Source organism: Nostoc sp. CCY 9925, from assembly GCF_963920935.1.
In the GTDB taxonomy this organism is placed as follows: domain Bacteria; phylum Cyanobacteriota; class Cyanobacteriia; order Cyanobacteriales; family Nostocaceae; genus Nostoc.
On sequence record NZ_CAWUDO010000105.1, the window covers coordinates 1 to 24,333 of the forward strand.

Annotated in this window: 21 protein-coding genes and 3 pseudogenes; 10 read left to right on the forward strand and 14 right to left on the reverse strand. The window is 42.8% G+C overall.

The window, feature by feature from the left end; genetic code table 11:
- Positions 1-51: 51 nt before the first annotated feature.
- The 4 genes and pseudogenes from ACM0OY_RS32905 to ACM0OY_RS32920 form a co-directional block, all read right to left on the reverse strand.
- A pseudogene (locus ACM0OY_RS32905) lies at positions 52-276 on the reverse strand (nitrogenase component 1); the annotation flags it as partial.
- The gene (gene nifE / locus ACM0OY_RS32910; protein ID WP_414572966.1) at positions 276-1,670 is read right to left on the reverse strand and encodes a nitrogenase iron-molybdenum cofactor biosynthesis protein NifE; all 1,395 of its coding nucleotides are present in this window, start codon (positions 1,668-1,670) and stop codon (positions 276-278) included. The pseudogene ACM0OY_RS32905 and the gene nifE, both read right to left, overlap by 1 nt.
- 374 nt (positions 1,671-2,044) lie before the next feature.
- Positions 2,045-3,010 (reverse strand): nitrogenase iron protein, encoded by a 966-nt coding sequence (gene nifH, locus ACM0OY_RS32915; protein ID WP_414572967.1) that lies wholly within the window; start codon positions 3,008-3,010, stop codon positions 2,045-2,047.
- 480 nt (positions 3,011-3,490) lie between these two features.
- Positions 3,491-3,685, reverse strand: a pseudogene (locus tag ACM0OY_RS32920) (substrate-binding domain-containing protein); the annotation flags it as partial.
- A gap of 580 nt (positions 3,686-4,265) precedes the next feature.
- Here ACM0OY_RS32920 and ACM0OY_RS32925 point away from each other — a divergent pair.
- Positions 4,266-6,821: a DUF3656 domain-containing U32 family peptidase gene (locus tag ACM0OY_RS32925; RefSeq protein WP_414572968.1), complete on the forward strand. Its 2,556-nt coding sequence runs from the start codon at positions 4,266-4,268 to the stop codon at positions 6,819-6,821.
- On the opposite strand, the pseudogene ACM0OY_RS32930 reads toward ACM0OY_RS32925, so the two are convergent.
- From ACM0OY_RS32930 to ACM0OY_RS32945, 4 genes and pseudogenes are all read right to left on the reverse strand, one after another.
- Positions 6,816-6,914: pseudogene (locus ACM0OY_RS32930) on the reverse strand (Uma2 family endonuclease); the annotation flags it as partial. The gene ACM0OY_RS32925 and the pseudogene ACM0OY_RS32930 overlap by 6 nt on opposite strands.
- Positions 6,915-6,954: 40 nt before the next feature.
- Positions 6,955-8,553, reverse strand: a complete 1,599-nt coding sequence (locus tag ACM0OY_RS32935; protein ID WP_414572969.1) for an Hsp70 family protein — start codon at positions 8,551-8,553, stop codon at positions 6,955-6,957.
- 138 nt (positions 8,554-8,691) lie between these two features.
- A complete protein-coding gene (gene uvsE, locus ACM0OY_RS32940) occupies positions 8,692-9,648 on the reverse strand; it encodes a UV DNA damage repair endonuclease UvsE (RefSeq protein ID WP_414572970.1) in 957 nt (318 codons plus the stop codon).
- A gap of 163 nt (positions 9,649-9,811) precedes the next feature.
- On the reverse strand, positions 9,812-10,306 hold the full coding sequence (locus ACM0OY_RS32945) for a hypothetical protein (RefSeq protein ID WP_414572971.1): 495 nt from the start codon (positions 10,304-10,306) through the stop codon (positions 9,812-9,814).
- 264 nt (positions 10,307-10,570) lie between these two features.
- On the opposite strand from ACM0OY_RS32945, the gene ACM0OY_RS32950 reads away from it, so the two are divergent.
- The 3 genes from ACM0OY_RS32950 to ACM0OY_RS32960 all read left to right on the forward strand — a co-directional run bounded on the left by ACM0OY_RS32950 (position 10,571) and on the right by ACM0OY_RS32960 (position 13,572).
- On the forward strand, positions 10,571-12,262 hold the full coding sequence (locus ACM0OY_RS32950; RefSeq protein WP_414572972.1) for a potassium channel family protein: 1,692 nt from the start codon (positions 10,571-10,573) through the stop codon (positions 12,260-12,262).
- Between the two features lie 656 nt (positions 12,263-12,918).
- On the forward strand, positions 12,919-13,278 hold the full coding sequence (locus ACM0OY_RS32955; RefSeq protein ID WP_414572973.1) for a Mo-dependent nitrogenase C-terminal domain-containing protein: 360 nt from the start codon (positions 12,919-12,921) through the stop codon (positions 13,276-13,278).
- 21 nt (positions 13,279-13,299) lie between these two features.
- A complete protein-coding gene (locus ACM0OY_RS32960) occupies positions 13,300-13,572 on the forward strand; it encodes a cupin domain-containing protein (RefSeq protein WP_414572974.1) in 273 nt (90 codons plus the stop codon).
- Positions 13,573-13,937: 365 nt separating this feature from the next.
- Here the strand turns inward: ACM0OY_RS32960 and ACM0OY_RS32965 are convergent, their stop codons facing one another.
- Both ACM0OY_RS32965 and ACM0OY_RS32970 read right to left on the reverse strand, forming a co-directional pair.
- Entirely contained in the window at positions 13,938-15,068 is a 1,131-nt protein-coding gene (locus tag ACM0OY_RS32965) for an aldo/keto reductase (protein WP_414572975.1), read from the reverse strand.
- A 125-nt stretch (positions 15,069-15,193) separates the two neighbouring features.
- Positions 15,194-15,691: a bifunctional nuclease family protein gene (locus tag ACM0OY_RS32970; protein ID WP_138502986.1), complete on the reverse strand. Its 498-nt coding sequence runs from the start codon at positions 15,689-15,691 to the stop codon at positions 15,194-15,196.
- Positions 15,692-16,031: 340 nt separating this feature from the next.
- Between ACM0OY_RS32970 and ACM0OY_RS32975 the strand changes: the two genes are divergently transcribed.
- Positions 16,032-16,712 carry a riboflavin synthase gene (locus ACM0OY_RS32975; protein ID WP_414572976.1) on the forward strand — a complete coding sequence of 227 codons (681 nt, stop codon included), beginning with the start codon at positions 16,032-16,034 and terminating at the stop codon, positions 16,710-16,712.
- A 131-nt stretch (positions 16,713-16,843) separates the two neighbouring features.
- Here the strand turns inward: ACM0OY_RS32975 and ACM0OY_RS32980 are convergent, their stop codons facing one another.
- Together ACM0OY_RS32980 and ACM0OY_RS32985 are read right to left on the reverse strand one after the other, a co-directional pair.
- Positions 16,844-18,427: a peptidoglycan DD-metalloendopeptidase family protein gene (locus ACM0OY_RS32980; protein WP_414572977.1), complete on the reverse strand. Its 1,584-nt coding sequence runs from the start codon at positions 18,425-18,427 to the stop codon at positions 16,844-16,846.
- A 90-nt stretch (positions 18,428-18,517) separates the two neighbouring features.
- Entirely contained in the window at positions 18,518-19,336 is an 819-nt protein-coding gene (locus ACM0OY_RS32985; RefSeq protein WP_414572982.1) for a biotin--[acetyl-CoA-carboxylase] ligase, read from the reverse strand.
- A 77-nt stretch (positions 19,337-19,413) separates the two neighbouring features.
- On the opposite strand from ACM0OY_RS32985, the gene pgeF reads away from it, so the two are divergent.
- Positions 19,414-20,181, forward strand: coding sequence for a peptidoglycan editing factor PgeF (pgeF, locus tag ACM0OY_RS32990; RefSeq protein WP_414572983.1), 768 nt, complete (start codon positions 19,414-19,416; stop codon positions 20,179-20,181).
- A 5-nt stretch (positions 20,182-20,186) separates the two neighbouring features.
- Here pgeF and csaB read toward each other — a convergent pair whose 3' ends face one another.
- Positions 20,187-21,224, reverse strand: a complete 1,038-nt coding sequence (gene csaB, locus ACM0OY_RS32995) for a polysaccharide pyruvyl transferase CsaB (RefSeq protein ID WP_414572984.1) — start codon at positions 21,222-21,224, stop codon at positions 20,187-20,189.
- A 229-nt stretch (positions 21,225-21,453) separates the two neighbouring features.
- Between csaB and ACM0OY_RS33000 the strand changes: the two genes are divergently transcribed.
- The 4 genes from ACM0OY_RS33000 (at position 21,454) to ACM0OY_RS33015 (ending at position 23,631) form a co-directional block, all read left to right on the forward strand.
- On the forward strand, positions 21,454-21,789 hold the full coding sequence (locus ACM0OY_RS33000) for a DUF2499 domain-containing protein (protein WP_096536267.1): 336 nt from the start codon (positions 21,454-21,456) through the stop codon (positions 21,787-21,789).
- Positions 21,786-22,079 carry a DUF3593 domain-containing protein gene (locus ACM0OY_RS33005; RefSeq protein ID WP_414572978.1) on the forward strand — a complete coding sequence of 98 codons (294 nt, stop codon included), beginning with the start codon at positions 21,786-21,788 and terminating at the stop codon, positions 22,077-22,079. Before ACM0OY_RS33000 ends, ACM0OY_RS33005 begins: the two co-directional genes overlap by 4 nt.
- A gap of 282 nt (positions 22,080-22,361) precedes the next feature.
- Positions 22,362-23,135 (forward strand): 1-(5-phosphoribosyl)-5-[(5-phosphoribosylamino)methylideneamino]imidazole-4-carboxamide isomerase, encoded by a 774-nt coding sequence (gene hisA / locus ACM0OY_RS33010; protein ID WP_414572979.1) that lies wholly within the window; start codon positions 22,362-22,364, stop codon positions 23,133-23,135.
- 121 nt (positions 23,136-23,256) lie between these two features.
- Complete coding sequence (locus ACM0OY_RS33015; RefSeq protein WP_414572980.1) at positions 23,257-23,631, forward strand: hypothetical protein; 375 nt, start codon at positions 23,257-23,259, stop codon at positions 23,629-23,631.
- A gap of 2 nt (positions 23,632-23,633) precedes the next feature.
- On the opposite strand, the gene ACM0OY_RS33020 is transcribed toward ACM0OY_RS33015, so the two are convergent.
- Positions 23,634-24,011 carry a hypothetical protein gene (locus ACM0OY_RS33020; protein WP_414572981.1) on the reverse strand — a complete coding sequence of 126 codons (378 nt, stop codon included), beginning with the start codon at positions 24,009-24,011 and terminating at the stop codon, positions 23,634-23,636.
- Positions 24,012-24,333 lie beyond the last annotated feature (322 nt).

Here is a 24,333-nt window from a genome sequence, read left to right on the forward strand (position 1 = left end):
CCTTCTGCCTTAAAGCGCGTAACCTTTCATCATCACCAAAAGCTGACAAGAACCCAAAATAGTTGCAACTTCCGTCATCGCTGTACTCGACAGGGGAATCGTCTGCCGAAAATGTTGTACTAATACAGCCTTAGTCAAAGCAGTACAGCCTTGAGAACCGTGTAACAAAGGCATGATTCCCTTCAACCCCAAAAAGGCTAAAACTGCACCCACAGTCTGGCTTTGCTTGAGGGGATTAACTGCAACTGATGTACTTGTAACGCTAATAATCGCCATTAGATATCCTCCTTAGAAGAATTTCCTACTTCCCACGGGGCAGGCTGGCATACTTGCTCCCACACAGGGCTGTAAAAAGCGGCATACAGTTCTCGTGCCACCTCTAAAATTCCTATATAGCCTGCATAAGCATGGTTGCGTTCTTGATTAATATCTAGAAATGGAATCCTAGCTGTGAGAGAAGTGTCTTGATAGCATTTCTCCGCAATTAACATATCAGCTTGATTTTCGTTAATTATCTGTAAAATTTCTTCAGGACTATTTTCTTCTAGAATTATGCCATCTTGACCCACTAAACTTTTGACTCTAATTCTATTCTCCTCAGTATTATTCTTAGTAAGAATAGCAATAACTTCCATCCCCAATTTCTTAGCAGCAAAGATAATCAACCAACTTTTGAAACTTCCAGTAGAAAGAATAACGTGCTTACCTTGCAATCGATTCATATAAAGAGCAAGCTTTTCTTCTAAGGCAGCAGTTTCTTCTGCAATTAGTTTTTCTGTACGTTCTTGCAAATCAGAATGACCCAACTTTGCGGCAATATTCCTTAGACACTCATTGATTTGCTCAACACCATAAATAGACTCTTCAATATAGGGAATGCCATATTGTTTCTCCATCCTTTTTGCCATGTTGATTAGTGCTTTGGAGGAGAGGATCACATTAAGCTTGGCGTGATGAGCATAGCAAACTTCTTTGTAGACAGCATCGCCTGTAATTTTTGCTAAAACTCTGATACCTAATTTCTCCAACAACGGTAGAACATTCCATATTGCACCTGCAATATTGTATTCACCAATTAAGTTGATGTCATAAGGTGTAGTAATATCTGGTTGGGCTGTTCCAATAACGTGTTCTAGCATTGCTTCACCAGCAACACGGTTGCCTAAATTTTGGTTCCCAATAAAGCCAGGGCAATGTACAGGGATAGTGGGTATTCCTGTTTTCTCGGTGGCATCTTTGCAAACTCCCTCAATGTCATCCCCAATCAAAGCGGTGATGCAAGTAGAGTAAACAAATACTGCCGCAGGTTTGTAGCGTCTTTGTAATTCTAAAATGCCTTTGTACAGCTTTTTAGCTCCACCAAAGATGATATCGTTCTCATCAATGTCGCTGCTAAAGCGTATCTTGTACAGCATCGAACCAGAAGAAAGACTGCTGTAACTTCCCCAAATACTGGCAGCACAGCCACTTGGCCCGTGAACTACATGGGCAGCATCAGTGATTGGTACAAGGGTAATCATTGCACTATCAAAAGCGCAACTCCCTTGAGTAGTTCCAGGTTGGGGTAATTGTGTGTCAGACTTTTTTTTCTTTTGTATCTGCTGTTGACGAGCATCTTCAGAATTTGAGTCACTGAGTGAATCGTTGGTTTTTCCTGGAGTGGGATTCATTTGTTTGGTGACAATAGATAGAAGTTATTAGGTGTTAACTGAATTCCCAAAAGCTTTTATAGGATTTGCATTAATTATCTATATATTTAAAACATGGAATAAAAGGGAATGAGAAAGAGAATTTCCCATTCCCTCAAACATAAACAACCAACTAAATTAGAGAAGGAGAAAACAAAAACACGAACTAGACTATTAAAGTATTAATCTTGCCGTGTACACCTTGGCAGATTAGTGTTAACAAGGTGAAGATCAGACACACAGAAGTTAAGATTAGCTATTCGATTACCTCCATTTTAAAAGATTAGTGAGGAAGTGGGCGAGAATAGCCCACTTAATATTTACTTTGTATTTAGCACCTAATTCTGAACAAGAACTTACTTCTTATCGCTACCAGAAACTATTTCTACATTTCCTTTTTTCAGTGCTTCTAATGCTTCACCTTCAGCATCCTCTTGCTTCTTAGCAGCATCGGCTTGGCTAATTAGTTTCGCAGCATTTTCTTCACTTTCCAGGATACCGAATTCAATCAACAAATCTTCTAGCTCATCCATTTCGATGGGTGTGGGAACGGCAAGATTTGTATTGTTGATAATCTTGTCTGCTAGGGTACGATATTCATTAGCTTGGTTGCTGTCGGGTGCGTACTCATTCACTGTCATCCGCCGCAATTCGGCGTGCTGCACGATATTGTCACGGGGGACAAAGTGAATCATCTGGGTACTTAATCTAGCTGCTAGGGTGCTAATCAGTTCGTCTTCCCGGTCAGTTTTCCGGCTGTTACAAATCAGCCCACCCAAACGTACACCACCAGTGTGAGCATATTTGAGAACGCCACGAGCAATGTTGTTAGCTGCAAACATCGCCATCATTTCACCAGAGGTAACGATGTAGATTTCTTGGGCCTTACCTTCACGAATAGGCATAGCAAAACCACCACATACAACGTCTCCCAATACGTCGTAGGATACAAAATCTACATCTGAGTAAGCACCGTTTTCTTCAAGGAAATTAATGGCGGTGATGATACCTCGACCGGCGCAACCTACACCAGGTTCTGGCCCACCTGATTCTACGCATCTAATATCACGGAAGCCAGTAATTACTACTTCTTCGAGTTCGATATCTTCCACAGCGCCCCGTTCAGCAGCTAAGTGCAACACGGTGGTTTGAGCTTTACAGTGCAGAATCAAACGGGTAGAGTCAGCTTTGGGGTCACATCCGACAATCAAGATGCGTTTACCCACTTCTGCCATCGCAGCAAGGGTGTTTTGGGAAGTGGTAGATTTACCAATACCACCTTTACCGTAAAAAGCAATTTGTCTAATTTTGTCGTCGGACATGATGATTGATCCTGTAATTGTTTGTTTGGTGAGTCTGTCAGTTTATGAGGCGATGCCTACGGTGGTAAACTACGCACTTTGTACCTACCGGAGGTACTCGCGCTTGACCTGATGTAGAACCACATTGGAGGCGATCGCTCTACAGCAAAAAGAGTCCGAATCCAGAACATATTCAAGTTTTGGTGAGTTTTCGTTGGCCATTAGTCATTGTTTTTTCTGACTAATAGCTAGAGCAATAAGACATCACTCAAAGAATATTGCAAGTATTTCCAGACGCTCACTCAAATGATTTCTCTGGCGGCAGTAATACCAATTAGAAAAAAGAAAGCTATAGATTCCAAACTCGAAATCCCAATTACGAATTATGAATTACGAATTCCGAATTATCAAAGGTTGCTCATACCTCAAGAGTAGTTGCAGCAGGATTTAAATTTACGCCAAGTATTCCTTTAAACACACAACCAACCATTGCAATCCACTCTAAACAGTCGCTACAACTTCCCCAATCTTGCTGATATCATAACCGCCGAGAATTTCAAATTGCGAGTGAACCATCCGATGTCCTAAAGTACCGAGCAACTGCTGTACAGGCGCTTCTTCGAGATATTCTTTGAGAATCACCAAATCATATCGTGACTGATGTAAAGGGATAAATCCCAGCCCAAAAGCGGTAGCGGATTTAACTTAATATCTGCCAAGGCGAAAGTGTAGTCTTTGAGTTTATATCATTTCTCTTTGACGACATGAATGTGCTTTCGCTGTCTTGATTCCCCATATAAAAAGACTATCACATCAATTGCCAATTTGCTTGCGAAACGCAAATTATTCTTGCGGGTGGTTGCTTTTTAACTGCTATTATGGCTCAAAAGCCCCAAATTCCAATAAACAGAGCATTTGTCTAGTAAAAAATTAATACCAACCTTATTGGTAGAAAGTAGCGTTTAATACAGTTTTAGAAATTAGTTTCAGCTTTGATGCTTGATAGACGAGTAATAGAAGCCGTAAAAAACATACCAACCAATTTCGCTCTTTGGGGTAAATTTTGCCCTAACTAAAAATTACCGATTTGACTAGAGTGAATATGCACATAGCACCAGCAAAAAATTGCTGTGTTAATTTTTTGCACAATTAGATATTTACTAAATATGTAACAGATGACATGAAATTACTGTTATTAGCAACAAAGCAATGGAGAGACTAATGATTACCGAAGAATTAGATAAAATCACTATGGTGCTACTTAACCCCAAGTCTAATGAAAAGCGATCGCTCCCTTTCCCCACTCTCTCTTCAACGTTCCGAACTACTTGCGCCAGCAGGTAATTGGGAATGTGCCAAAGCTGCTGTAGAAAATGGGGCAGATGCAATTTACTTCGGTTTAGATCGCTTCAACGCCAGAATGCGGGCGCAAAATTTCACAGAAGCAGACTTACCCAGCTTGATGAAATTTCTGCATTGTCGGGGCGTAAAGGGTTATGTCACGGTAAATACACTAATCTTTCCTAAAGAACTAGCAGAAGCACAACAATATCTCCGCACGATTATTGCAGCAGGTGTGGATGCGGTGATTGTTCAAGATATTGGTATATGTCGTCTCATCCGTCACCTATCGCCTGATTTCCCCATCCATGCTTCCACGCAAATGACCATTACTAGTGCGGCTGGTGTGGAATTTGCCAAATCCCTTGGTTGTCAATTGGTAGTGCTGGCGCGTGAATGTTCTCTCAAAGAAATCAATAAAATTCAGCAGCAGATTGTCCAACAGCAGACTTCGCTACCTTTAGAAGTTTTTGTTCACGGTGCGTTGTGTGTGGCATATTCCGGTCAGTGTTTGACGAGTGAAGCTTTAGGCGGACGTTCTGCCAATCGAGGTGAATGCGCCCAAGCTTGCCGGATGCCTTATGATTTAATAGCTGATGGGAAAGTTGTAGATTTAGAGAATCGCAAATATTTACTCAGTCCTCAAGACCTCGCAGGATTAGATGTTTTGCCCGATTTGGTGAAATCAGGCGTAACTTCTCTGAAAATTGAAGGCCGCCTAAAAGCTCCAGAGTATGTTGCTAATGTCACCCGTGTTTATCGGCAAGCTTTGGATCGGGTGATGGAGGAATTGGACGCGGGGAAAGTGTCGCAGCAAATTTCATCTTCTCAAGAACACTACAACTTAGAGATGGCATTTTCTCGTGGACTTTACACGGGTTGGTTTAGCGGAATTAATAATCAGGAATTAGTTCATGCGCGTTTTGGTAAAAAACGCGGGGTTTATTTAGGTGAAGTTACTCGCATCCACAACGAACAGATAGCAATCAAATTGGAAGCGCCAGTTAAACCAGGAGATGGAATTGTGTTTGACTGCGGTCATCCAGAGGCGAAGGAAGAAGGCGGGCGGGTGTATGGGGTGGTGTCCAAAGGTAAGGAAACTATGCTGACCTTTGGTAGAAGTGATGTGAATTTACGTCGGGTGCATGTGGGCGATCGCGTTTGGAAAACCAGCGACCCGGAACTGGATAAGCAACTCCGTCAAAGTTTTGCAGGCGATAACCCACAATTTCAGCGTCCGATTGAGTTGGAGGTTTATGGAGAAATTGGTCAGCCATTGATTGCGATCGCCCGCGATCGAGTTGGTAATATTGTCCAAGTGGAGTCTGCAATTTCACTGGTAGAAGCGCACACCAAACCTTTAGATACAACTCGTTTACAAGAACAATTCGGTCGTCTCGGTAACACCCCCTTTTGTTTGGGAACCTTAACCAACCACCTCAGCAATGCCATCATGCTACCCGTAAGCGAATTAAACCGGATGCGACGGGAAATTGTGACACAGCTCGAAGAATTGCGAAGTCAACCCAAACGCTGGGAATTGCGTTCTCATGTTTCGTTCCAAGACTTACTCCCCTCCTCATCTCCCTTATCCCCCTCATCCCCCTCTCTCATCGTTTTGGTGCGAAACCTCAAGCAACTGCAAGCCGCACTGCAAGCAGGTGTTGAAACACTCTACTGTGAATTTGAAGACCCCCGTGCTTACCGAGAAGCCGTACAATTGGTACGCCAACAAGCGCAAACAGACAACGGAAACAAAGAAAAACTTCTCTCCCATGTTCCCAACATCTGGGTTGCACCACCCCGAATTACCAAACCTGGGGAAAATTGGATTTTACAGCAGGTACGCGCCTGTGAAGCAGATGGCTATTTAGTGCGGAATTATGACCAACTGCAATTTTTTGCCCAAGACCGTTGTATCGGAGATTTTTCGCTCAACGTTGCTAATCCTTTAACAGCAGATTACTTTCGCCAGCATTTTGGTTTGGAAAGATTGACTGCATCCTATGATTTGAATATTACTCAACTGGAAGACCTGGTTACAAGTTGTCCGCCCCAGTGGTTTGAAGTGACAATCCATCAATATATGCCAATGTTCCACATGGAACACTGTATATTTTGTGCTTTCCTCTCTCAGGGAACAGACTACACTAACTGTGGACGACCTTGCGAGAAGCATGAAGTGAAATTAAAAGACCGCGTTGGTAGCGAACACGTCCTTAAAGCAGATATAGGTTGTCGCAACACTGTATTTAATGGTACTGCTCAAACAGGAGCCGAGTACGTACATCGTCTTATGGAATTGGGATTACGTCACTTTCGCATCGAATTTCTTAATGAAACCTCGGAACAAGTGAGTAAAACAATACATTGTTATAGTCAATTATTGCAAGGTGAGATTACAGGTTCCCAACTTTGGCGAGAGTTGAAGCTGCAAAATCAATTAGGCGTGACTCGTGGCCCTATGGGAGTATCTACATTGCGGTCATAATTCATTTTGTGATCGCCCAGCTTGAAAAATCTGTTCGGCAGTCAAATTGAGTTCTGGAAATGTAGGGGATATGATGCGGTCACCATCCCGAAACAAGCTAAGGTTTTAAACCAGATTGGCTTTTGCTAATTCCCTAACTCAACTGTGCCACAAGTTGATTTTCCAAAAGTGTATCATTCGTCAATAAGTCCTCAACGGTGATTCGCAAAAAGCGTTGCTGATCAACTTGAAAGAAGATTTTAATCCGATCGCTCCCAGGATATCCTTTTGGTGTCAGTTGGGCAATTGTTCTGGCGCCTTCTCGGTCGTTGAGGGGTTTGACGGTGGTTCCGCTACTCTCAAGACGACGAGTAATCAAGCGATCGCCATCAAAATAAACTTCGGTGTTGCCTGTATCTGCTCCCAATTCTCCCATAATTAATTCAATGCTAGGCTGATTCTCGACAGAAGCGCCTAAGACTAATTCTACTGGCTGACTCATGGGATATGGTTGTCCAGCTTTAATGATTGGATGCCAATGGTGGCGTTGGTTGCGGCGATCCCAGTAGCGAATCCCATAACTATGGTACAGAAAGTCTTTGATTTCAATGCCTTGGGCGATTTGTAATGCACCTTGGGCGATCGCTTCAAAAGGACATTCGCAACGAATTTTTTCTGGCTCAAAATACTGTTTAATCCATGTCTGCACTGCCGGCAATTGTACAGTTCCACCAACTAACAAAACTGCATTAATATCTGCAATTTCTATCCCTTGGCGTCTTGCTTGTTGCAACAGTGTCGTCATCGATTCATCTAATAACTCAAAAAATGCGTGTTCTTTGAGGACATTTTCAAAAGTGTCGCGGTTTAATTCCAGTTCATAACTTTCAAATATCTCATCGTCAAAATAAACTTCACTGGCTTGATTTTGAGTTGATAGCTGAATTTTTACCCGTTCTGCCAATCTTGTTGTCAAAGGACTTACTGCCAATCCTTGAGTTTTGGCAAAGTAATCTACTAACCAATTATCAATATCAGTACCGCCCAAATTCTGCCCAGCTTTCGCCAATACACGGGCTGTTTTGACTTTTTGTTTTGAATCTTCAGCTAATGATTTATTACCCCATTTCAGAAGAAATCCTACAGGTTTTGTAGTTGCTTGCACGCTTCTATCTAACCGTACAAGGGACAAATCCAAAGTACCGCCACCAAAGTCAATTACCAACAGAGTTTCTCGATCTGCCAAGCCATAACCCAAAGCTGCTGCTGTGGGTTCATCTAGCATTCGTACCTGTTCAACTTTGAGGGACTGGCAAACTTTTCCTAACCAATGACGATAGGCTTCAAAACTATCTACAGGTACGGTTAATACTAGAGAATCTAAGCCACCTTCTAGTGGCACTAGTTCTTCAATTACTTGGGTGAGAAACCATTGCCCCACCTGCTCAAAGCTGACAATTTGTCCATCTATTTCGGGTAAGAAACCTTGAATATTTGCGCCAATACCGCGTTTGAAACTGCGGAAAAATCTAGTTTCGCCCTTGAGGTCAAGACCGCGATCGCGTACTTGTTGACCTACTAAGATTTTACTTTGTGTTGCGTCTTCAACATAAACCAAGCTCGGAATCAGTGGCGGATTGAGACTTTGTTTGAGTGATAAACCCGGTAGATTCAGGGTTTCTGGCTGCTGGGTTACAGGGTTCCAACGAGCAATGACTGTGTTGCTAGTACCAAAATCGATTGCGATCGCCATATTTTATCAAGAAGGAATTCAGAACTCAGAATTCAGCAGTCAGAAGTCTGACTGGCTGTTGAGGAAGTAGTGAAATATTACACTAAATCAAAGATCTAGGGATCAATAAAACATTTAGTGAGTGGTACTCCAAACTAATTACATTCTCAATTGTGACTGCATAAGCCACCAAGAACGCAAATGAGCGATCGCTTGTTCTTTTTGTTTGGCTTCGACTTCTATCCAAGGTACTTCGTGGTAAACACTGGGCATAGCGGTAATTAAATTACTGTGTTTCCTGTCATTAAAAGCTTCTTCTCCATTGGAAATATGGACTAATTGCCAATCTGGATTCGCCCAAGTTTCTCGTGCTGCATATAACATAGATGCTACACTCGGATGGTCGTAACTGTCTAAATTTTCGTGACAAATATGGTGATGAGCATCGAATACCATTGGTATTTTTGCTTGCTGACACACTGCTAAAATTTCACTAGCACTATAGGCATATTCATCATTTTCTAAAGTCAAGCGGCTTTTAATTCCTTGTGGTAATTCTGAAATTACTTTTACAAGTTGTTCGGTGCGTTGAGATTTACCACCATGAATATTCATCAATGACCAAGGCGATTGGGGTAAGCCTAATAAGTCAAGATTGCGGGCATGTCGTTCCAGAATTTTGATACTTGTTTTTACTACTTCTGGGGAATCAGAACTGAGCACTACATATTGATCTGGATGCAGCACCATTCTGATATTTAATAATTTTGCACGTTCCCCAATTTTGGCTAGCCCATCACTCATTTCCTCTAATATATTTGTGCCGATTTCGTCTTCCATATCACTGAGAGGAAATAAAGCAGAAGACATCCGATACAGTTGAATCTGATTTTCCTGGCAAAAAGATAGAGCGTCATTTAAACGCTGTAAATTATGCTGATACAACTCTCTTAAGGCAGTTTCACGTTCCTCAAGACTAAGTTTTAAGTAGCGCGTGCGCGTCATTGTCCGAAAGCGCACTTGTTTATCAAAGGTGATACAAACCAGCCCCAAGTGGGGTAGAGTGCGTTTTTGTTGCTGTGTATGGAGTAAATTCTGGAACTGGATTGCAGTCATGAGCTAAATTTATTAACTTCTTAAGATGTTCTTCTGAGTTTCATTTTAATAAATCTTGTCATCCAGTGATGAGTATCTAGAGATACATTCTTGATACAATCAAATTAGAGTGCCGTAGTAGAGTATTTGTCAATCAGTAATGAGGCTGAAATATTGGAGTAATTTAGTCAGCGATCGCCCACCTAACATAAGGGCGGGAAGCCGCTATAGTTTTGTAGGTTATTAAGCGACCGGGTGCATTAATTTTTCGTAAATCCACACGGAAATATGCTTTTTTATTCTTAAATTCTACATTATAGAAAGTATATTCCTGCCCACGAGTTTTACCCACACACGAAGCATAATTACTACGTAAAGGTGAAACAAACTCCACAAACTGCTTATTAGATGAAACTAGCTTACTTGAATCTGCAAATTCTCTAGTATCTGCCACTACTGTATGTTCAGCACCGCCTTCATAAGGTAAGGTAAACCACCACAGCCCAATTGTTTGAGGGCATGTACCACTGCTACGTTGTACATTCAGTGTGATATTAGGTGCAGAAATAGGCCCAGGCGCTGACTGTGGCTGCGCTTGTGCTGTAGTGGCTAACGCCCCTGCTAGAATTAACGGGCATAAAATACTACCAAAATCTGTTAATTGTACTAAGTTTTTCATAATACGAATGTTTTAAAATTTTAGGTATTCAAATAACATTGACTTTTAGAACTTGGTAAAAGTGCCATCTAACAGCAGTTTATTCAGGGGTTAAACTCAAATATAAAGACTCTTGGAAAGACTTGGGTTAACCCTTGTCTCGACTCCTAACTCTTTCAATTAAAGCAATGGTGTTGTTAGTTACAGTTAAACCCAAGAAAGCGGGCAATAATTTGGATAATTAACTAGAAATGCAGCCCTGCCTGTAAAAGATGCTGCCGTTTCATGAAACCCCGAATTATTGTTTGTGGCTTAGGACGTACTGGATATAAAATCTTTCGTTTGCTCAGACAGCAAGGAGCATTTGTTGTTGGCATTCATCACCAACCCATCCCAAGCGAAACTGCGCCAGATGTGATTGTTGGTGATTTGCAAGCAGCGGCTACCCTAAAAGCAGCAGGAATTGAGCAGGCGCACACTTTAGTAATTGCTGGATCTAAAGATGAACTAAATTTGTCAATTATGATGCAAGCGCGGGTGCTGAATCCCCAAATTCGGATTATCAACCGCTTTTATAATACAAATTTAGGTGAGCGCTTAGATCAAACTTTACCAGACCATTTGAGTATGAGTGTTGTGGGTTTAGCAGCACCCGTATTCACCTTTGCAGCACTGGGAAGTCAAGCGATCGGGCAAATCAAACTATTTCAGCAAACTTGGCCAATTCACGAAGAATACATTGATGAAAATCATTTGTGGAAAGGTCGAAAACTAAGTGAATTGTGGGAAGACCGATCGCGGATGCTGATTTATTATCTACCAGTAGAAGGTGAAATGGATTTAGTATCCGCTGTCATCTCAGGACAAAAGTTAGAAGTGGGCGATCGCTTAATTGTTGGTACACAACCGCGCATCCGTCCTCCTCGGCGATCGTTAATTAGAAAATTGCTGAAAGTGATAACTAATCTTAGACAGTTTCAGCAACACGGGCGATCGGTAGTGGTGGGTGCTGTTGTCTTACTTGCAGTGATTCTACTTGCTACACTCACCTACACATCTGCTGAGTTGAAGTTATCTGTGATCGATGCTCTATATTTTTCTGTGGGCATGATTACCGGAGCAGGCGGTAATGACAAAGTAGTAGAAAATGCTCCCAATAGTATTAAATTATTTACCGTTGTCATGATGTTGGTTGGGGCAGTGGTAATTGGTATTTGGTACGCAATGCTCACTGATTTCGTCCTCGGAAGCCGTTTTAAGCAATTTTGGGATGCAGCACGAATTCCCCAGCGATATCACTACATCGTCTGTGGCTTGAGCGGTATTGGCGTCAAAATTGTCCAGCAACTCCACACCAACGGACATGAAGTGGTAGTGATTGAAACCGACTCTAATAACAGGTTTGTCAATACCACTAGAGGACTAGGTATTCCCGTAATTCAAGGTGATGCCAGCTTCCGCACCATACTCAAGTCCAGCAATATAGATTCTGCCGCCGCAGTGCTGGTCGTAACTAGTAACGATGCCACTAATTTAGAGATTGCCCTCAAGTCCAAAAGCTTGGCACCAAATATTCCGGTGATTGTCCATTATGCTGATCCCGATTTTGCTGGCATAGCGCAACAGCTATTTGACTTCGAGGCAGTACTCAGCCCCGCTGAATTGGCAGCCCCAGCTTTTGCGGCAGCTGCATTAGGGGGACGAATCCTTGGTAATGGCATCACAGCAGATAGTCTTTGGGTAGCTTTTGCCACGGTAATTACACCTTCACACGCCTTTTGTGGTCAGTGGGTGAAAGATGTAGCGATGAATGCCGACTGTGTACCTTTATACGTAGAAACGAACCACCAAACCCTGCATGGCTGGGATTTACTAGAAACCAACCTCAGTGCAGGCGATATTTTATATATGACGATGCCAGCTACGCGGTTATATCAATTGTGGCGTGACGAAGGTACCTGCGAAAGACATACTTAATTACTCATCATTTCTAATACTCGCCCTTGAGGTTAAAGCCTCAGACATAATTTTTCGTTTGAAATACTACTACCCCAGTCCCCAATCCCTTTTACTATTTGAATTTCACCAAGCGTGCTGTATTGTGATATGGCAGTTCTAATATTAGTTTGAACTTATGAAAGGATTTGCTACTACTTATTAGATAATATCTGGGTTACCTTGTGTAGTATATCAGACAAATAACCCAATACTCAGTACCCTAATATCTATAGATAGTAGAGGCTAATCCTAGCGAAGTGTATATAGAGCCACAGCAAAACTCTGTTTTTCTTCCCTAAAGTACATCTCTAGATACTAGGCAGTTTTGTCACTAATATTTTATATTTTGTATATAAAATTGCAATCTTTGAGATTAAAAATTCATAAGTTAAAGAAATGCAATTTTTATATTTTCTTTGTTATTTTGTATTTAACGGGACAGTTCTTGAACATTTGGTGGGTTTAAATAACAATTAATCAAACTATTTCCCCCCAAAGATGCATGTAAATTATTTGCATTCTGCTGATTTTACTTCAGTTTACAAGCAGAATGCAAATTGCCCAAACAAGTTACATGGCAGCATTCTGAATTGACAAATAGTTCATCCATAACAAGGAAAACCTTGCTAAAAACTATGCTTGAAACAAATAATCGGCGGATTTTTCTACCTGCTTTTATTAGCCCTTTAGAACAAAATAATCTAGCAGGTACTAAAAAACAATTTGGTCACCGGAAATTGGACATACTGCAACCATTACGTCAATGGCTCGACAAAATGGAGATTGAGAATCGCAAATTTGCCAAATTTATCGCTAAACTGATTCCTGCCCAATGTCCATTCGAGCGTGATATTATGCTTTTTGGTCGCATAGTAGGCCATATTCCTCCAATGTGCAAGCTTAATCCGCTTTATAACGAACTTGTAGGCTTGCGTTTTCGCGCTTTGTGTTATTTAGTAGATCAATGTGGAGAGGATATTCAATCCTACTGCTGAAGACAACTAAAGAAACACAGTATGGAAATTAAAGTTGAGCATCAACTCAGTCAACAACGTCTCGAAGAATTGGGTGTGTCCAAATGGGCAATTTGGAAAAAGGAAGTCTCGAAATTCCCTTGGACTTATGATTCTCAAGAAACTTGCTACTTTTTGGAAGGTGATGTAGTTGTTACTCCTGATGCTGGACAGCCAGTGCAAATGGGTAAAGGCGATTTGGTAATTTTTCCCGCTGGTATGTCTTGCATATGGGAAATTAAAAGTAACGTAAAAAAGCATTATTACTTTGATTAATCAAGATTAGAGATTGATCCCCTTTGTTTTTTGAAAATCTAGAAAAGCAACATCTTAATAATTCAATCCTAAATCATTGCTAATAAATACGGCAGAATTCAAAATTAATAATTCAGGACTGAAATAGACTTTATACCTGGCTAACAAACTGAGCCTGTCTACTTCAATAACTTGAAATCTGCTGTCATATCCCTGATTTCTCTAAGAAGTCGGGGATATATGGTTTGCAATTATTACAACTCAAAATCCTAGCGATGTCTATGACAAGCCGCTTGGCATCTACGCCACCATTCAAACCAAATAAACTTCATAACTTCCATACTTAGGTTAACGAATATTGTGAATTCTGACTCCTATTTATATTTTTATCCCCACAATCTCCTACCTGGTTTCCCATTTAATCTCTGGTGAGCATCTTCCAATAAAGCTGGAATATCTAAATTTTCAGGACATCGCGGCAAACAGTCACCACATTCTGTACATCGGTTGGCTTTCATCCCAGGGAACCAATGACCAGCATTTTCAAACATTCCATAACGATATTCGCCATAGTCTTTCATGTCGTATGCTACTGCGAGGTTTCGTAACCGCAATACCTCTGGAATATTGATATTTTCTGGGCAAGGCAAACAAGCATAACACTGGCTACATTTATCAATCCCCAAAGCAATTTTTTGCTGATTTTCTAATCGCTGGAATACAGAAATTTCTTCTTGTGTAAGTTCATTATCTCGGTCAGCAACTTGCAGAGGTTCGATTAATTCATCTGGGTTGGCTGGTCCTACGCTTAAAGTATTAATACGGTTATCGGCAAGTAAAAATCGATAGTTTAATTCTAGGGGTGAATACGGCTGACACAGGTTTTTAAGGGTTTGGGCTGGCGTGTAGAGGCGTCCTCCCTTATCGGCAGGAGAAATAATGAAAATCCCCATATCTTTTTCAGCAGCTAGTTGAATAGCTGGGGCGTGCCGTTGGAAAAAATAGTAATAATGCAGATTGACAAATTCAAAAAAATCTGTATTTATCGCTGCCTGAATTAGCTCTAACGACCCGTGAGTGGAAAAACCAACATGTCGCACTCGACCATCGGTAATAGCTTCTGCGACAGCTTGCATACAGCCATTTTTGGCTTGCACCCACTCCAAATGTTGCCAGGTGTTCAAGCCATGAATGCCCAAGCAATCTAGATAATCTATTTCCAATTGTTCTAGAGATTCATCAATGTACCGACGCATACTGTCAACATCGGCTGTGGCTGGGATTTTAGTAGTGATGTGCAGTCTGGTGCGAGGTACTGATAAACCAGCTTTTAGTGCCTTACCAAGATATTCCTGACTTTTGCCGTAACCTCTGGCAGTTTCTAGATGATTAATTCCTAAGGCTAAGGCTTGTTCAATGGTTTGCTGGGCATTTTCAAAATCAGCTAGGTAGCGCATTGTTCCCAAGGAAAAAACCGAGAGGCGCAAATTTGTTTTCCCAAAGCGTCGGTATTGCATGGTTAAAAAAGTTAGGTACAGACGCGATTAATCGCGTCTGTACAAGAGACGAGATTAATCGCGTCTCTTGTACAGTAGTTAAGAGTTAGGAGTTCAACTAAAATAACTCTTAACTCATAACTTTTCTAGCTGTCGCCATTACCAAAGCGCTTGATCAAATCTTCAGGGCGGAGATTGGAAATAAATTCACGGAAGGCCTGCTGTTCGGCTTCATCTGCATCGCGGTCAACAGGGATAGAGGCATCGGCGATGACTTCTTCCATTACCCAAATCGGAGTATTTGTGCGGAGGGCAATGGCGATCGCATCGCTAGGACGGGCGTCAATTTCCTTTTTAACTTCGCCTTGTTGGACAATCAAAGCTGCATAAAATGTATCTTTTTGCAGCGAATGAATAATTACCTTCTCTAGAGTCATATTCCAGGTCTCTAGAAGATTCACCATCAAATCGTGGGTTAAAGGTCTAGGAGGCTTCTGATTTTCCAGTGCGCCCATAATTGCCCTAGCTTGTTCCTGACCGATGTAAATAGGCAAAGCCCGCCGATCTGAAGAATCTTTCAAAAGGACGATCGGGCTGCGGGTTATGGCATCTAATGCTATGCCAGCGACTTTCATTTCAATCATTGGCTAAGCCTCTACAATTTTTTGAGAGCCTTGGATGCTATGTAACAAATAGCACCTTTTTTTTGGCAGTTTGGCGACAGTAATAAACATAAGCATTCGTTCTCTATAATTGCTTCTATTAAACTCCGAACTTGTGGTGTACACCAGAGTAATTCAAATGGGTCTGCTTAAACAATAAGCTTCTTACCCAAGTATGCCTTGTGAAGGATGATAATGTGTTAATATTCCTCATAGAAAAAAAGTCAGAAAATATACTCACATATTCTCAATTTCTGTGACAATTACTCATTAATTTCTGCCAAAATTAGGCAATAAATAGAGTTAGTTTGGCAAAAAAGCGGTGTTTACAGGATTAATCCAAGCGTTAGGAACGATGAAACCCTTAGGGGGCGATTCTTGGCAAATTACTTGTACTAGCCAGTCGGGTGAACTAATTATGCAAGATCTGGCTTATGGTGACAGTGTTGCGGTAGATGGCGTTTGTTTGACAGTGGAAACAGTTTTAAAAGATGGGTTTATCGCCACTGCTTCACCGGAAACCCTACGACGCACGACTTTGGGTGGTGAGCAAACGCAACAGACATATGTAAATTTAGAAGCGTCGCTCAGGGTAGGCAGCAAAGTCGGCGGTCATTTTGTCATGGGTCATGTAGACGGCATCGGGCGATTGTTAATGGCAGAACAAACGGCGACTTCTTGGGAAATGACCTTTAGTGCATCAGAGGCGATCGCACGTTACATTGTCCCTAAAGGTAGCATCGCCGTCAATGGTATCAGCCTCACAGTAGCCGCATATGAGGCAGAATTTTCTCAATTCAAGGTGGCGGTAATTCCTCTCACATACGCCGAGACAAATCTTCGCTATTTGACTCCTGGCAGTTTGGTGAATTTAGAAGGAGATATTCTCGGCAAATATGTAGAAAAATTCCTTTATTCTGGCAAATCGCACACCACAGACTCTGATAACAATAGTATAAACGACATTACACCCGCATTCTTAGCAGAACACGGGTATTTGTAATTTAGGAATGGGGAGTAGGGCATGGGGCATTGGGAGTGCTGAGTGCTGAGTGAGGAGTTGAGAGTTATTCTCCCCCATCTTCCTCATCTCCCGCAGTCCCCAGTCCCCAGTCCCCAGTCCCCAATCCCTAGTTAACTCCCTGGTTGCTGACTTACTTGGGCAGTTCGCAACGATTGAAGTAACTGGGCTAGTCCGCTTTGTAAATTCACACCTGGGTCAGTAGCAACCCATCCATTCGGTGTCAAGTGGCGGACTTCAAAGTGCAGGTGAGGGCCTGTAGAATTACCAGTGCTGCCGACTCGCCCGATGACAGTTCCGGGTTCTACCCACTGACCGGGTTGAACAAAGATTTCTGACATATGACCGTAGAGTGTTTGTTCAGCAGATTTGTGATTCAGGATAACGGTTAAACCATAACCACCCAGCCAGTTAGCAGTTTCCACGCTTCCGCCAGCAGCTGCCAAAACTGGTGTTCCCATAGGCGCACCCAAGTCTGTACCGGCATGGAAGCGTTGGTTACCTGTGATGGGATGAATTCGCCAACCAAACATAGAAGTAATAGAAGCGGGAATCGACAGTGGATACATCATTCCCGTACCACCATAGGCGATTCTGGGACTGTAGGGAATTTGCGGCAATACTGATGCCAGCGAGAAGTCGTAACTTACATTGCTGGGGCGGGGTGCAAGGTTGCCATCTGCCATTGGTGGCGGTAAAGTACCACCACTCGGCGCGATGGGAGTTGCACTCACTCTGGTGGTGCCAAAATCGCTGGGACTAGGAATAAATCGATTTGGGCGGAATCCAGTCTTAGTATCACCATTAGCAACATTTTGAACAGCACGCCATCTGCCATTGTTACCAGCGGTTGCAACCTGTCGCACTGGTGGAACTACTGGCAATTGTGCGTTTTGACTTCTTTTTAGCCAACTAGGTGCTGATTTTCCATTAGAGTCAGCTACGCGCCCAGTTTGGGGTGCTTTAGCACAAACACTACCAGATACGCTTTGCCCTGAAGGTAAAATGGCTCGGCAACCACTAGATCTTTCTGTGAGGATTACGGAATTCGGTGCTTGATAAGTACCTGTTGCGCTGGTATCATAACTACTGGGGTCAATATAGGCATTATTGTAATCTTTAGTTTTCTCGGTGGTTGCCCTGACAGCGTTGTTTGAGTTATTTGATGGTTGAGCAACTTCTGGCAGTTTTTTAGGTAAGGAGCGGGGAAGAGTATTAGGTTTTTCCTCTCGCGCCCTTCCAGGAGCAGCCTGGGAAGTTTCTGTCTTGGGCTTTGACCGTCTGATAATAACAACAGGTTCAGCAGCTTCGATTTTGGGTGTAGACTGCCTAATTGGTTGTTTTGATTGAGCAACTTCTGGCTTGCGTAGTCTCTGTTTGAGTTTGGCTCGCCGTTGAGCAAAGTCTGGCTGCGTTTGAGCTGCTTCGGGCGCAACAGTCTGTTTTTTCAAGCCGAGCGGAGTTGAGGCTTTAACTGGGTTTGTAATCACTGTTGGCTGGGAAGTTTCAACAGTGGGAACGATATTATCTATTTGTGTTTCCGTTTGGGCAGACACGAAGCCGCCGCTTAGGAGACTGACGCTGCTTAGCCAACAGAGACTCTGTGCTGGTAGCGTCGAGGCAAAACGTTTTTTTGTCACACCTCGCTGCCATAAGTAGTGCAAACGATGATGGGCAGAATTTTTGCGCTGCGTCATTTGTTCTCTCAGTTGTGTGTAATTAGCCTAAAGAGATGATGCTAGTGGTTTGTCTTGCCCAAAGAGCGAAATTTTGAACAAACCTCAAATTTAAACGGAAGATTTATGGTATCCCAAACTGATTGTACCGGGTTCAATATAAATTTCCGGTGTAATTAGTTCTTTTGTCCCATATTTTTCTAAATCAACTCGTAAATTTCCTTGAGGAGTCACGCCGACTACAGTACCTGAAAGATTATTGACGTACACCTTATCACCCATGTTTGTAAGCAAGTCTAAATAGCGAGATAAGAGTATGTTTATTCCTTCTTGGAAAAGGCACTGCATACCGGATTCTATTCCTAATAAAACAGTAGAGGTGAGCAATTCCAGACAAGAAATTGGCCGAGAATTTTGGGAAACTTGCCACGATTCCAGATTAATTCCTGTTTCTGGTACTGGGTTTGCCCAGTTAATACCAACACCAATTACTGCTTGGGTAATTTTTCCTTTGTTGACTTTGGTTTCTGTCAAAATGCCGCCTAGCTTGCGACCATTTAAAACTAAATCATTGGGCCATTTTATCCCAACATCCACATTGTGCTGGCGCATTTGAGACGCAATTCCCCAAGCACTAGCGAAAGTTAGCTGGTAGCTATCGGTAGCGTCTATTTTCTGGTCGAAAGTAATTCCCAGCGAAAGATACAATCCTCCCACAGGAGAAATCCATTGGCGTCCCCATTGTCCCCGTCCCGCAGTCTGTAAAGTTGCAATGACTACTGTTCCTGAAGTAGCTCCTTGGTTGAGCATGTCCCAGAGGGTTTGGTTCGTTGAGGAGACACTTTCAAAAAAGTGTAGGGAAAATGGTAAATATGGATACTTCCGCCCTGCTTTCAAGGCTGCTTCTAAATTTTGCAGATTAAATCCCACAGCGGTAACCCAAATGGCGTTGTTCAAGTTAGCATTAATTGGCTGATGAGTGATTTTCTCTTTAGGTTTGGTTGATGATGCACACTTGGCACTGGCGCAATTGGGAAGGACTGCCCTATTTGACTTGCAGTATTCTGGAACATTGGCATCACGGTTTTTTTACACAGCAGTTTTGGCCGCGATCGCCACAAGACCTTACACTCACACTGCAACCAGAGGCATCAGTCTATCGCTTAAAGCAGGTACATGGCAATACTGTTCTCACCCCCCAAGAAATTGCCACCAGCACTCTTGAGGATGGTTTAGCATCGGCAGACGGTTTAATTAGCGAACAGCCTCTACAAGCTGTCTGGGTCGCTAGTGCAGATTGTACACCCGTGCTGATTGGCGATGTCAAAACAGGACTTGTGTCAGCAATACACGCCGGATGGCGGGGTACTGCCAAGAAGATTGTCCCCCAAGCGATCGCTCGATTAAAATCCCAAGGCAGCCAACTCGATGATTTACGTGTTGCGATGGGGCCAGCGATCGCAGGTGAAGTTTATCAAGTTTCTGTTGAGGTAGCTGCTGAAATCGGAGCCAGCATTATACCACATAATGACGAACAAAAAATTGTCCAAGCATTACAAAATCTGCCGAATTCACCTTTATTAGAAGACGCCAATCCTGGAAAGGTAAAACTTGATGTCCGGCGAGTAAATGTTTTACAACTCGAAAGTCTGGGAATTAGTGCAGAACAAATTGCGATCGCTCCTTATTGTACTTTCCAAACTCCAGAGCATTTCTTTTCTTACCGTCGGGAACAAGAGAAAAAAGTTCAATGGTCAGGAATTGTCAGCCAGTAGTCTAGTTAACTTAAAGCTTCACTCAACAACTCGCGGTGCATTAATGCTCTATCCACTAAAGATTGTATTTGCTCAGATGATAAAGGATCGCCATTGGCATAATGTTCTATCCAGGTTTTACCAATAAAATTGGTGTCATCTGGTAAAGTTGCTAAATCCCACCCAGGCATTTGCAATTCTTCCATGAGACGATTTACCTTGGGGTCATAACTAAGAGCAAAGCAACGGCAGCCTTCAGCAGCAGCCATAATTAAACTGTGCAGGCGCATCCCAATTGCCATTTCCACACCGCGAAACACACCTTTTAAAAGTTGCGGATCTTCCAGAGACAAAATCTGGCTGACATCTTTAAGATGGGGTTGAATAGCTTGGGCAATACTTAAATCTTCACTTTTTTGGAATGGCAGCAGTAAGATAAATGCTTGTGTGGCTTTTTGAAAATCCACCAAAGCACGAGTCAACTTAGCCAAACGTGCTTCTGTAAGTTGGGGATGCGATCGCAACGTTACTGCAACTCTCGGCGCAGGTAAATCCCAAAGCCCTGGTACTGGTTTAGATTCCAATGCCCAAACCGGGTCAGGAGCTATGATACAAGGAATTTGCCAATCAGATAATAAAGCAGCACTGGCGCGATCGCGGACACTGACTTTGGTACAATTACTAAAAGTTTGCCTTGCTAAGTAACGAGTTTGGGGACGCACCAAAGGGCCGATACCCTGGGCCCAAGCTACAGTTTTCAAACCTAATTTCTGTGCCAATAACATCAGTCCCCCATAATAAAATGGGCTAATAATACTGGTAACGTCTTGAATCAGACTCCCACCGCCCCAAATCAAGGCATCACAAGAGCGCAAAGCTTGGAGAACGGGAAAAGCAGCCATGCGATTGTGGGTTTCTACATTGTAGCGATCGCGGGTTTCCTCTGGATTACCCGAAAGCACCACAGGCGTCACATCAGATGGTAACATTTGCAAAAGCGTTGCTAACAAAGCTTCGTCACCACCATTACCTTTACCGTAATATCCAGACAATAACGCCCGCATCTTTGCCATTTTAGATTTTGGATGAAAGGATTTTAGAGTATCAGCTTTTCTCAAAAATTGATGAGATGTCAGCCATCCTACCAACTAAAGATAAATTTTCTTGTGGGAAGATGATCTTAATAGAAAGACAACAAAACGAATAGCAGCAGAATTCAGAATTCACAAGTCAGAAGTCAGAAGTCAAAATTCACAACTCCCCATCTCCCTCATCCCCCACTCCCCACTTTATATGCACGTTCTTTCGATTCCCACCTGGATTATCCATATTTCTAGCGTTATTGAATGGATTATTGCCATTTGGTTAATTTGGACTTACGGCGAACTCACTCGTAACCGTAATTGGTGGGCATTATCTTTTGCCATGTTACCAGCTTTGGTTAGTGCTATGTGTGCTTGTACCTGGCATTATTTCGACAACGCCGAATCTCTGGAATGGCTGGTAACGCTTCAGGCTACCATGACCTTAGTTGGTAACATTACACTCTGGGCCGCAGCATTTTTAATTTGGCGTTCCACAAAGTCTACTAACACTGTTGCACCCCAACCTATTAAATCAAAGCAATGATCTCTAAAGAAACCCTGTTCGCGCTTTCATTGTTTCCCTATTTGGGTTTCTTGTGGTTTATCAGCCGCAGTCCACAAATGCCGCGTTTAGCGCTATATGGATTTTACGGTACTCTTGTATTTGTTTTCGTCACCATTCCCGCAGGAATTTATGCCGTACTGCATTATGGCAAGTCTCTAGCCAATGTAGATTGGTTACACGGTGGTGCAGAAGTATTTTTGACCCTTACGAACATCTTAATTGTTTTGGGTTTTCGGCAAGCAGTCAAGGAATTGAAAAATAGGGAGTAGGGAGTGGGGTGACACGGTGACGGGGTGACGCGGGGAGTAGTAAAGGTGGATGAATCCAGTTCAGAGGTGGATGAATCCAGTTCAGAGGTGGATGAATCCAGTTCAGAGGTGGATAAATCCAGTTCAAAGATGGATAAACAAGTATCTAAGCCTAATAACTCAACTTCTAACACGATGTCAGGCTAATCACTTGTAATTAAAACCTCTCTGCGTCCCTGCGTTTCTCCCATCTCCCCACTCCCATTTCCAGATATCTACCAAATTAAGTTCGAGGAAAAGCAAATGGATGTAATTCCAGCAATAGATTTACTAGAAGGTCGTTGTGTGCGACTGTATCAGGGAGACTATGATCGCTCGCAAGTTTTTAGCGAAAACCCGGCTGATGTTGCTAAACAGTGGGTAGATCAAGGTGCCACCAGATTGCATATAGTTGATTTAGATGGTGCCAAAGCAGGTAAAGTAGTAAATCTTCGGGCAATAGAAGCGATCGCTCAAGTAGTATCAGTGCCCATTGAAATTGGTGGAGGATTGCGCGATCGCACCAGCGTAGAACAAGTATTCAATCTGGGTGTACAGTGGGCAATTCTCGGCACTGTCGCCGTAGAAGAACCCCAGCTAGTGCAAGAACTGTGCGAAGAATTTCCCGGACAAATTATTATTGGTATTGACGCCCGCAATGGTCGTGTAGCTACTCGCGGTTGGTTAGAAACCTCGGAAGTTTTAGCAACCCAACTAGCTGTCACAATGCAAGAATTGGGCGCAGCAGCGATTATTTACACTGACATCCACCGTGATGGTACTTTGATAGGGCCGAATTTAGAAGCTTTGCGAGAAATAGCTGGTGCAATTTCCATACCAGTAATTGCTTCTGGTGGAGTTAGTTCTGTTACTGATTTGTTGAGTTTGCTGGCGTTAGAACCGCAAGGTGTGACTGGTGTGATTGTTGGACGTGCCTTGTATACTGGGGATATTTTACTCAAAGAAGCATTACGAGCGATCGGGCCTGGGCGGATTCAGGATATTCCACCCAATCTAGGTTTTTCTAGCTTCGCTTGATATTTTGTGTATTGGGTGAAACACTCCACACACTGTACTTAGAGTAGCGAGTACAGTGGTGGCTCTCTTAACCAGTCCGGCTATTTGTTTTAGCTAAATCGTGAACGGTACGGAGGATGAAATGGTTGTTACATTTCAACTGCGCCAGATCGACCTTCAACCAGGGCAGTGCCTGACATTGCGCGAAATCAATTGGGCAGAGTTTGAAGCAATTCTGGAGGAACTTGGAGAACATCGCGCTACACGAGTTGCTTACTATCAAGAGGCGTTAGAGATTCGGGTGCCTTCACCAGAACATGAAGTTGACAAAGAATTAATCGGCGACATGGTTAAAATTCTACTTGATGAGTTAGAACTTGACTGGGAACCTTACGGCTCGACAACATTTAAGCGATGCCTAGGTTGGGCTGCGCCTACGCCTCAGGCTGACACAAGGGGATCTAGTACAGCACAACGGGCATTTAGGCGGTGGGTGCGTGAAGCATTAGCGCAGTAATATCAAGCGTGGTTAAGTACTGATGACTTCTTGCGGCTGGGACGCTTGTACTCTGATTTTTTCTTCAGTCCCACCGCTTGGGCTTGGTCGCTATCCGAACCGTATTGTCCGCGCACAACTTCTTTCATTGCTAATACTGCATTATGAAATTCCCATTCTGCTAATCGCGCAGCATCAGCAGCAGCACGGTATAAAGTTAGTTTTTCATTTTCGGCTTGTTGCTGGGACAACATAACCTGATAAGCTTGCTCTAATTTCACAGCAGAGGCATCAGCGCGGGTTGTGTCATAGGTGCTAATGGTTTGCAAACCGTGCCATGAAGTAACATCTTCACTAATTAATTGAGGACGCAAACGGCGTGTTGTATCTTGAGTAGGCATATCAGCATACTGTTATAAAGGCATATATTTAATGTGCCCATTGCAACTCTAAATCTAACAGTAAGTGAAGTTTTTAGATATAGCGCTTCTCGAATGGAAGCAATACACTTTGACCTCTCTCCAAACCTCTCCCCTACAAGAGGAGAGGCTTTGAATCTTACTCCCCTTCCCTTGTAGGGAAGGGGCTGGGGGTTAGGTCTGTATTTCGTGCAATTGAGAACCGCTATAAAACAAGGTTAGGAAAAGGGTAAGGTCATTTTTGCAGGTCGATGCAACAAAGGTGCAAGCCGATGCAACAAAGGTGCAAGCCGATGCAACAAAG

What these genes read in the sequence shown, in the direction of transcription:
- nifE (WP_414572966.1), bottom strand. Translation starts at nt 1,670, where the DNA reads ATGAATCCCACTCCAGGAAAAACCAACGATTCACTCAGTGACTCAAAT.
- nifH (WP_414572967.1), bottom strand. Translation starts at nt 3,010, where the DNA reads ATGTCCGACGACAAAATTAGACAAATTGCTTTTTACGGTAAAGGTGGT.
- ACM0OY_RS32925 (WP_414572968.1), top strand. Translation starts at nt 4,266, where the DNA reads ATGAAAAGCGATCGCTCCCTTTCCCCACTCTCTCTTCAACGTTCCGAA.
- ACM0OY_RS32935 (WP_414572969.1), bottom strand. Translation starts at nt 8,553, where the DNA reads ATGGCGATCGCAATCGATTTTGGTACTAGCAACACAGTCATTGCTCGT.
- uvsE (WP_414572970.1), bottom strand. Translation starts at nt 9,648, where the DNA reads ATGACTGCAATCCAGTTCCAGAATTTACTCCATACACAGCAACAAAAA.
- ACM0OY_RS32945 (WP_414572971.1), bottom strand. Translation starts at nt 10,306, where the DNA reads ATGAAAAACTTAGTACAATTAACAGATTTTGGTAGTATTTTATGCCCG.
- ACM0OY_RS32950 (WP_414572972.1), top strand. Translation starts at nt 10,571, where the DNA reads ATGAAACCCCGAATTATTGTTTGTGGCTTAGGACGTACTGGATATAAA.
- ACM0OY_RS32955 (WP_414572973.1), top strand. Translation starts at nt 12,919, where the DNA reads ATGCTTGAAACAAATAATCGGCGGATTTTTCTACCTGCTTTTATTAGC.
- ACM0OY_RS32960 (WP_414572974.1), top strand. Translation starts at nt 13,300, where the DNA reads ATGGAAATTAAAGTTGAGCATCAACTCAGTCAACAACGTCTCGAAGAA.
- ACM0OY_RS32965 (WP_414572975.1), bottom strand. Translation starts at nt 15,068, where the DNA reads ATGCAATACCGACGCTTTGGGAAAACAAATTTGCGCCTCTCGGTTTTT.
- ACM0OY_RS32970 (WP_138502986.1), bottom strand. Translation starts at nt 15,691, where the DNA reads ATGATTGAAATGAAAGTCGCTGGCATAGCATTAGATGCCATAACCCGC.
- ACM0OY_RS32980 (WP_414572977.1), bottom strand. Translation starts at nt 18,427, where the DNA reads ATGACGCAGCGCAAAAATTCTGCCCATCATCGTTTGCACTACTTATGG.
- pgeF (WP_414572983.1), top strand. Translation starts at nt 19,414, where the DNA reads ATGCACACTTGGCACTGGCGCAATTGGGAAGGACTGCCCTATTTGACT.
- csaB (WP_414572984.1), bottom strand. Translation starts at nt 21,224, where the DNA reads ATGCGGGCGTTATTGTCTGGATATTACGGTAAAGGTAATGGTGGTGAC.
- ACM0OY_RS33000 (WP_096536267.1), top strand. Translation starts at nt 21,454, where the DNA reads ATGCACGTTCTTTCGATTCCCACCTGGATTATCCATATTTCTAGCGTT.
- ACM0OY_RS33005 (WP_414572978.1), top strand. Translation starts at nt 21,786, where the DNA reads ATGATCTCTAAAGAAACCCTGTTCGCGCTTTCATTGTTTCCCTATTTG.
- hisA (WP_414572979.1), top strand. Translation starts at nt 22,362, where the DNA reads ATGGATGTAATTCCAGCAATAGATTTACTAGAAGGTCGTTGTGTGCGA.
- ACM0OY_RS33015 (WP_414572980.1), top strand. Translation starts at nt 23,257, where the DNA reads ATGGTTGTTACATTTCAACTGCGCCAGATCGACCTTCAACCAGGGCAG.
- ACM0OY_RS33020 (WP_414572981.1), bottom strand. Translation starts at nt 24,011, where the DNA reads ATGCCTACTCAAGATACAACACGCCGTTTGCGTCCTCAATTAATTAGT.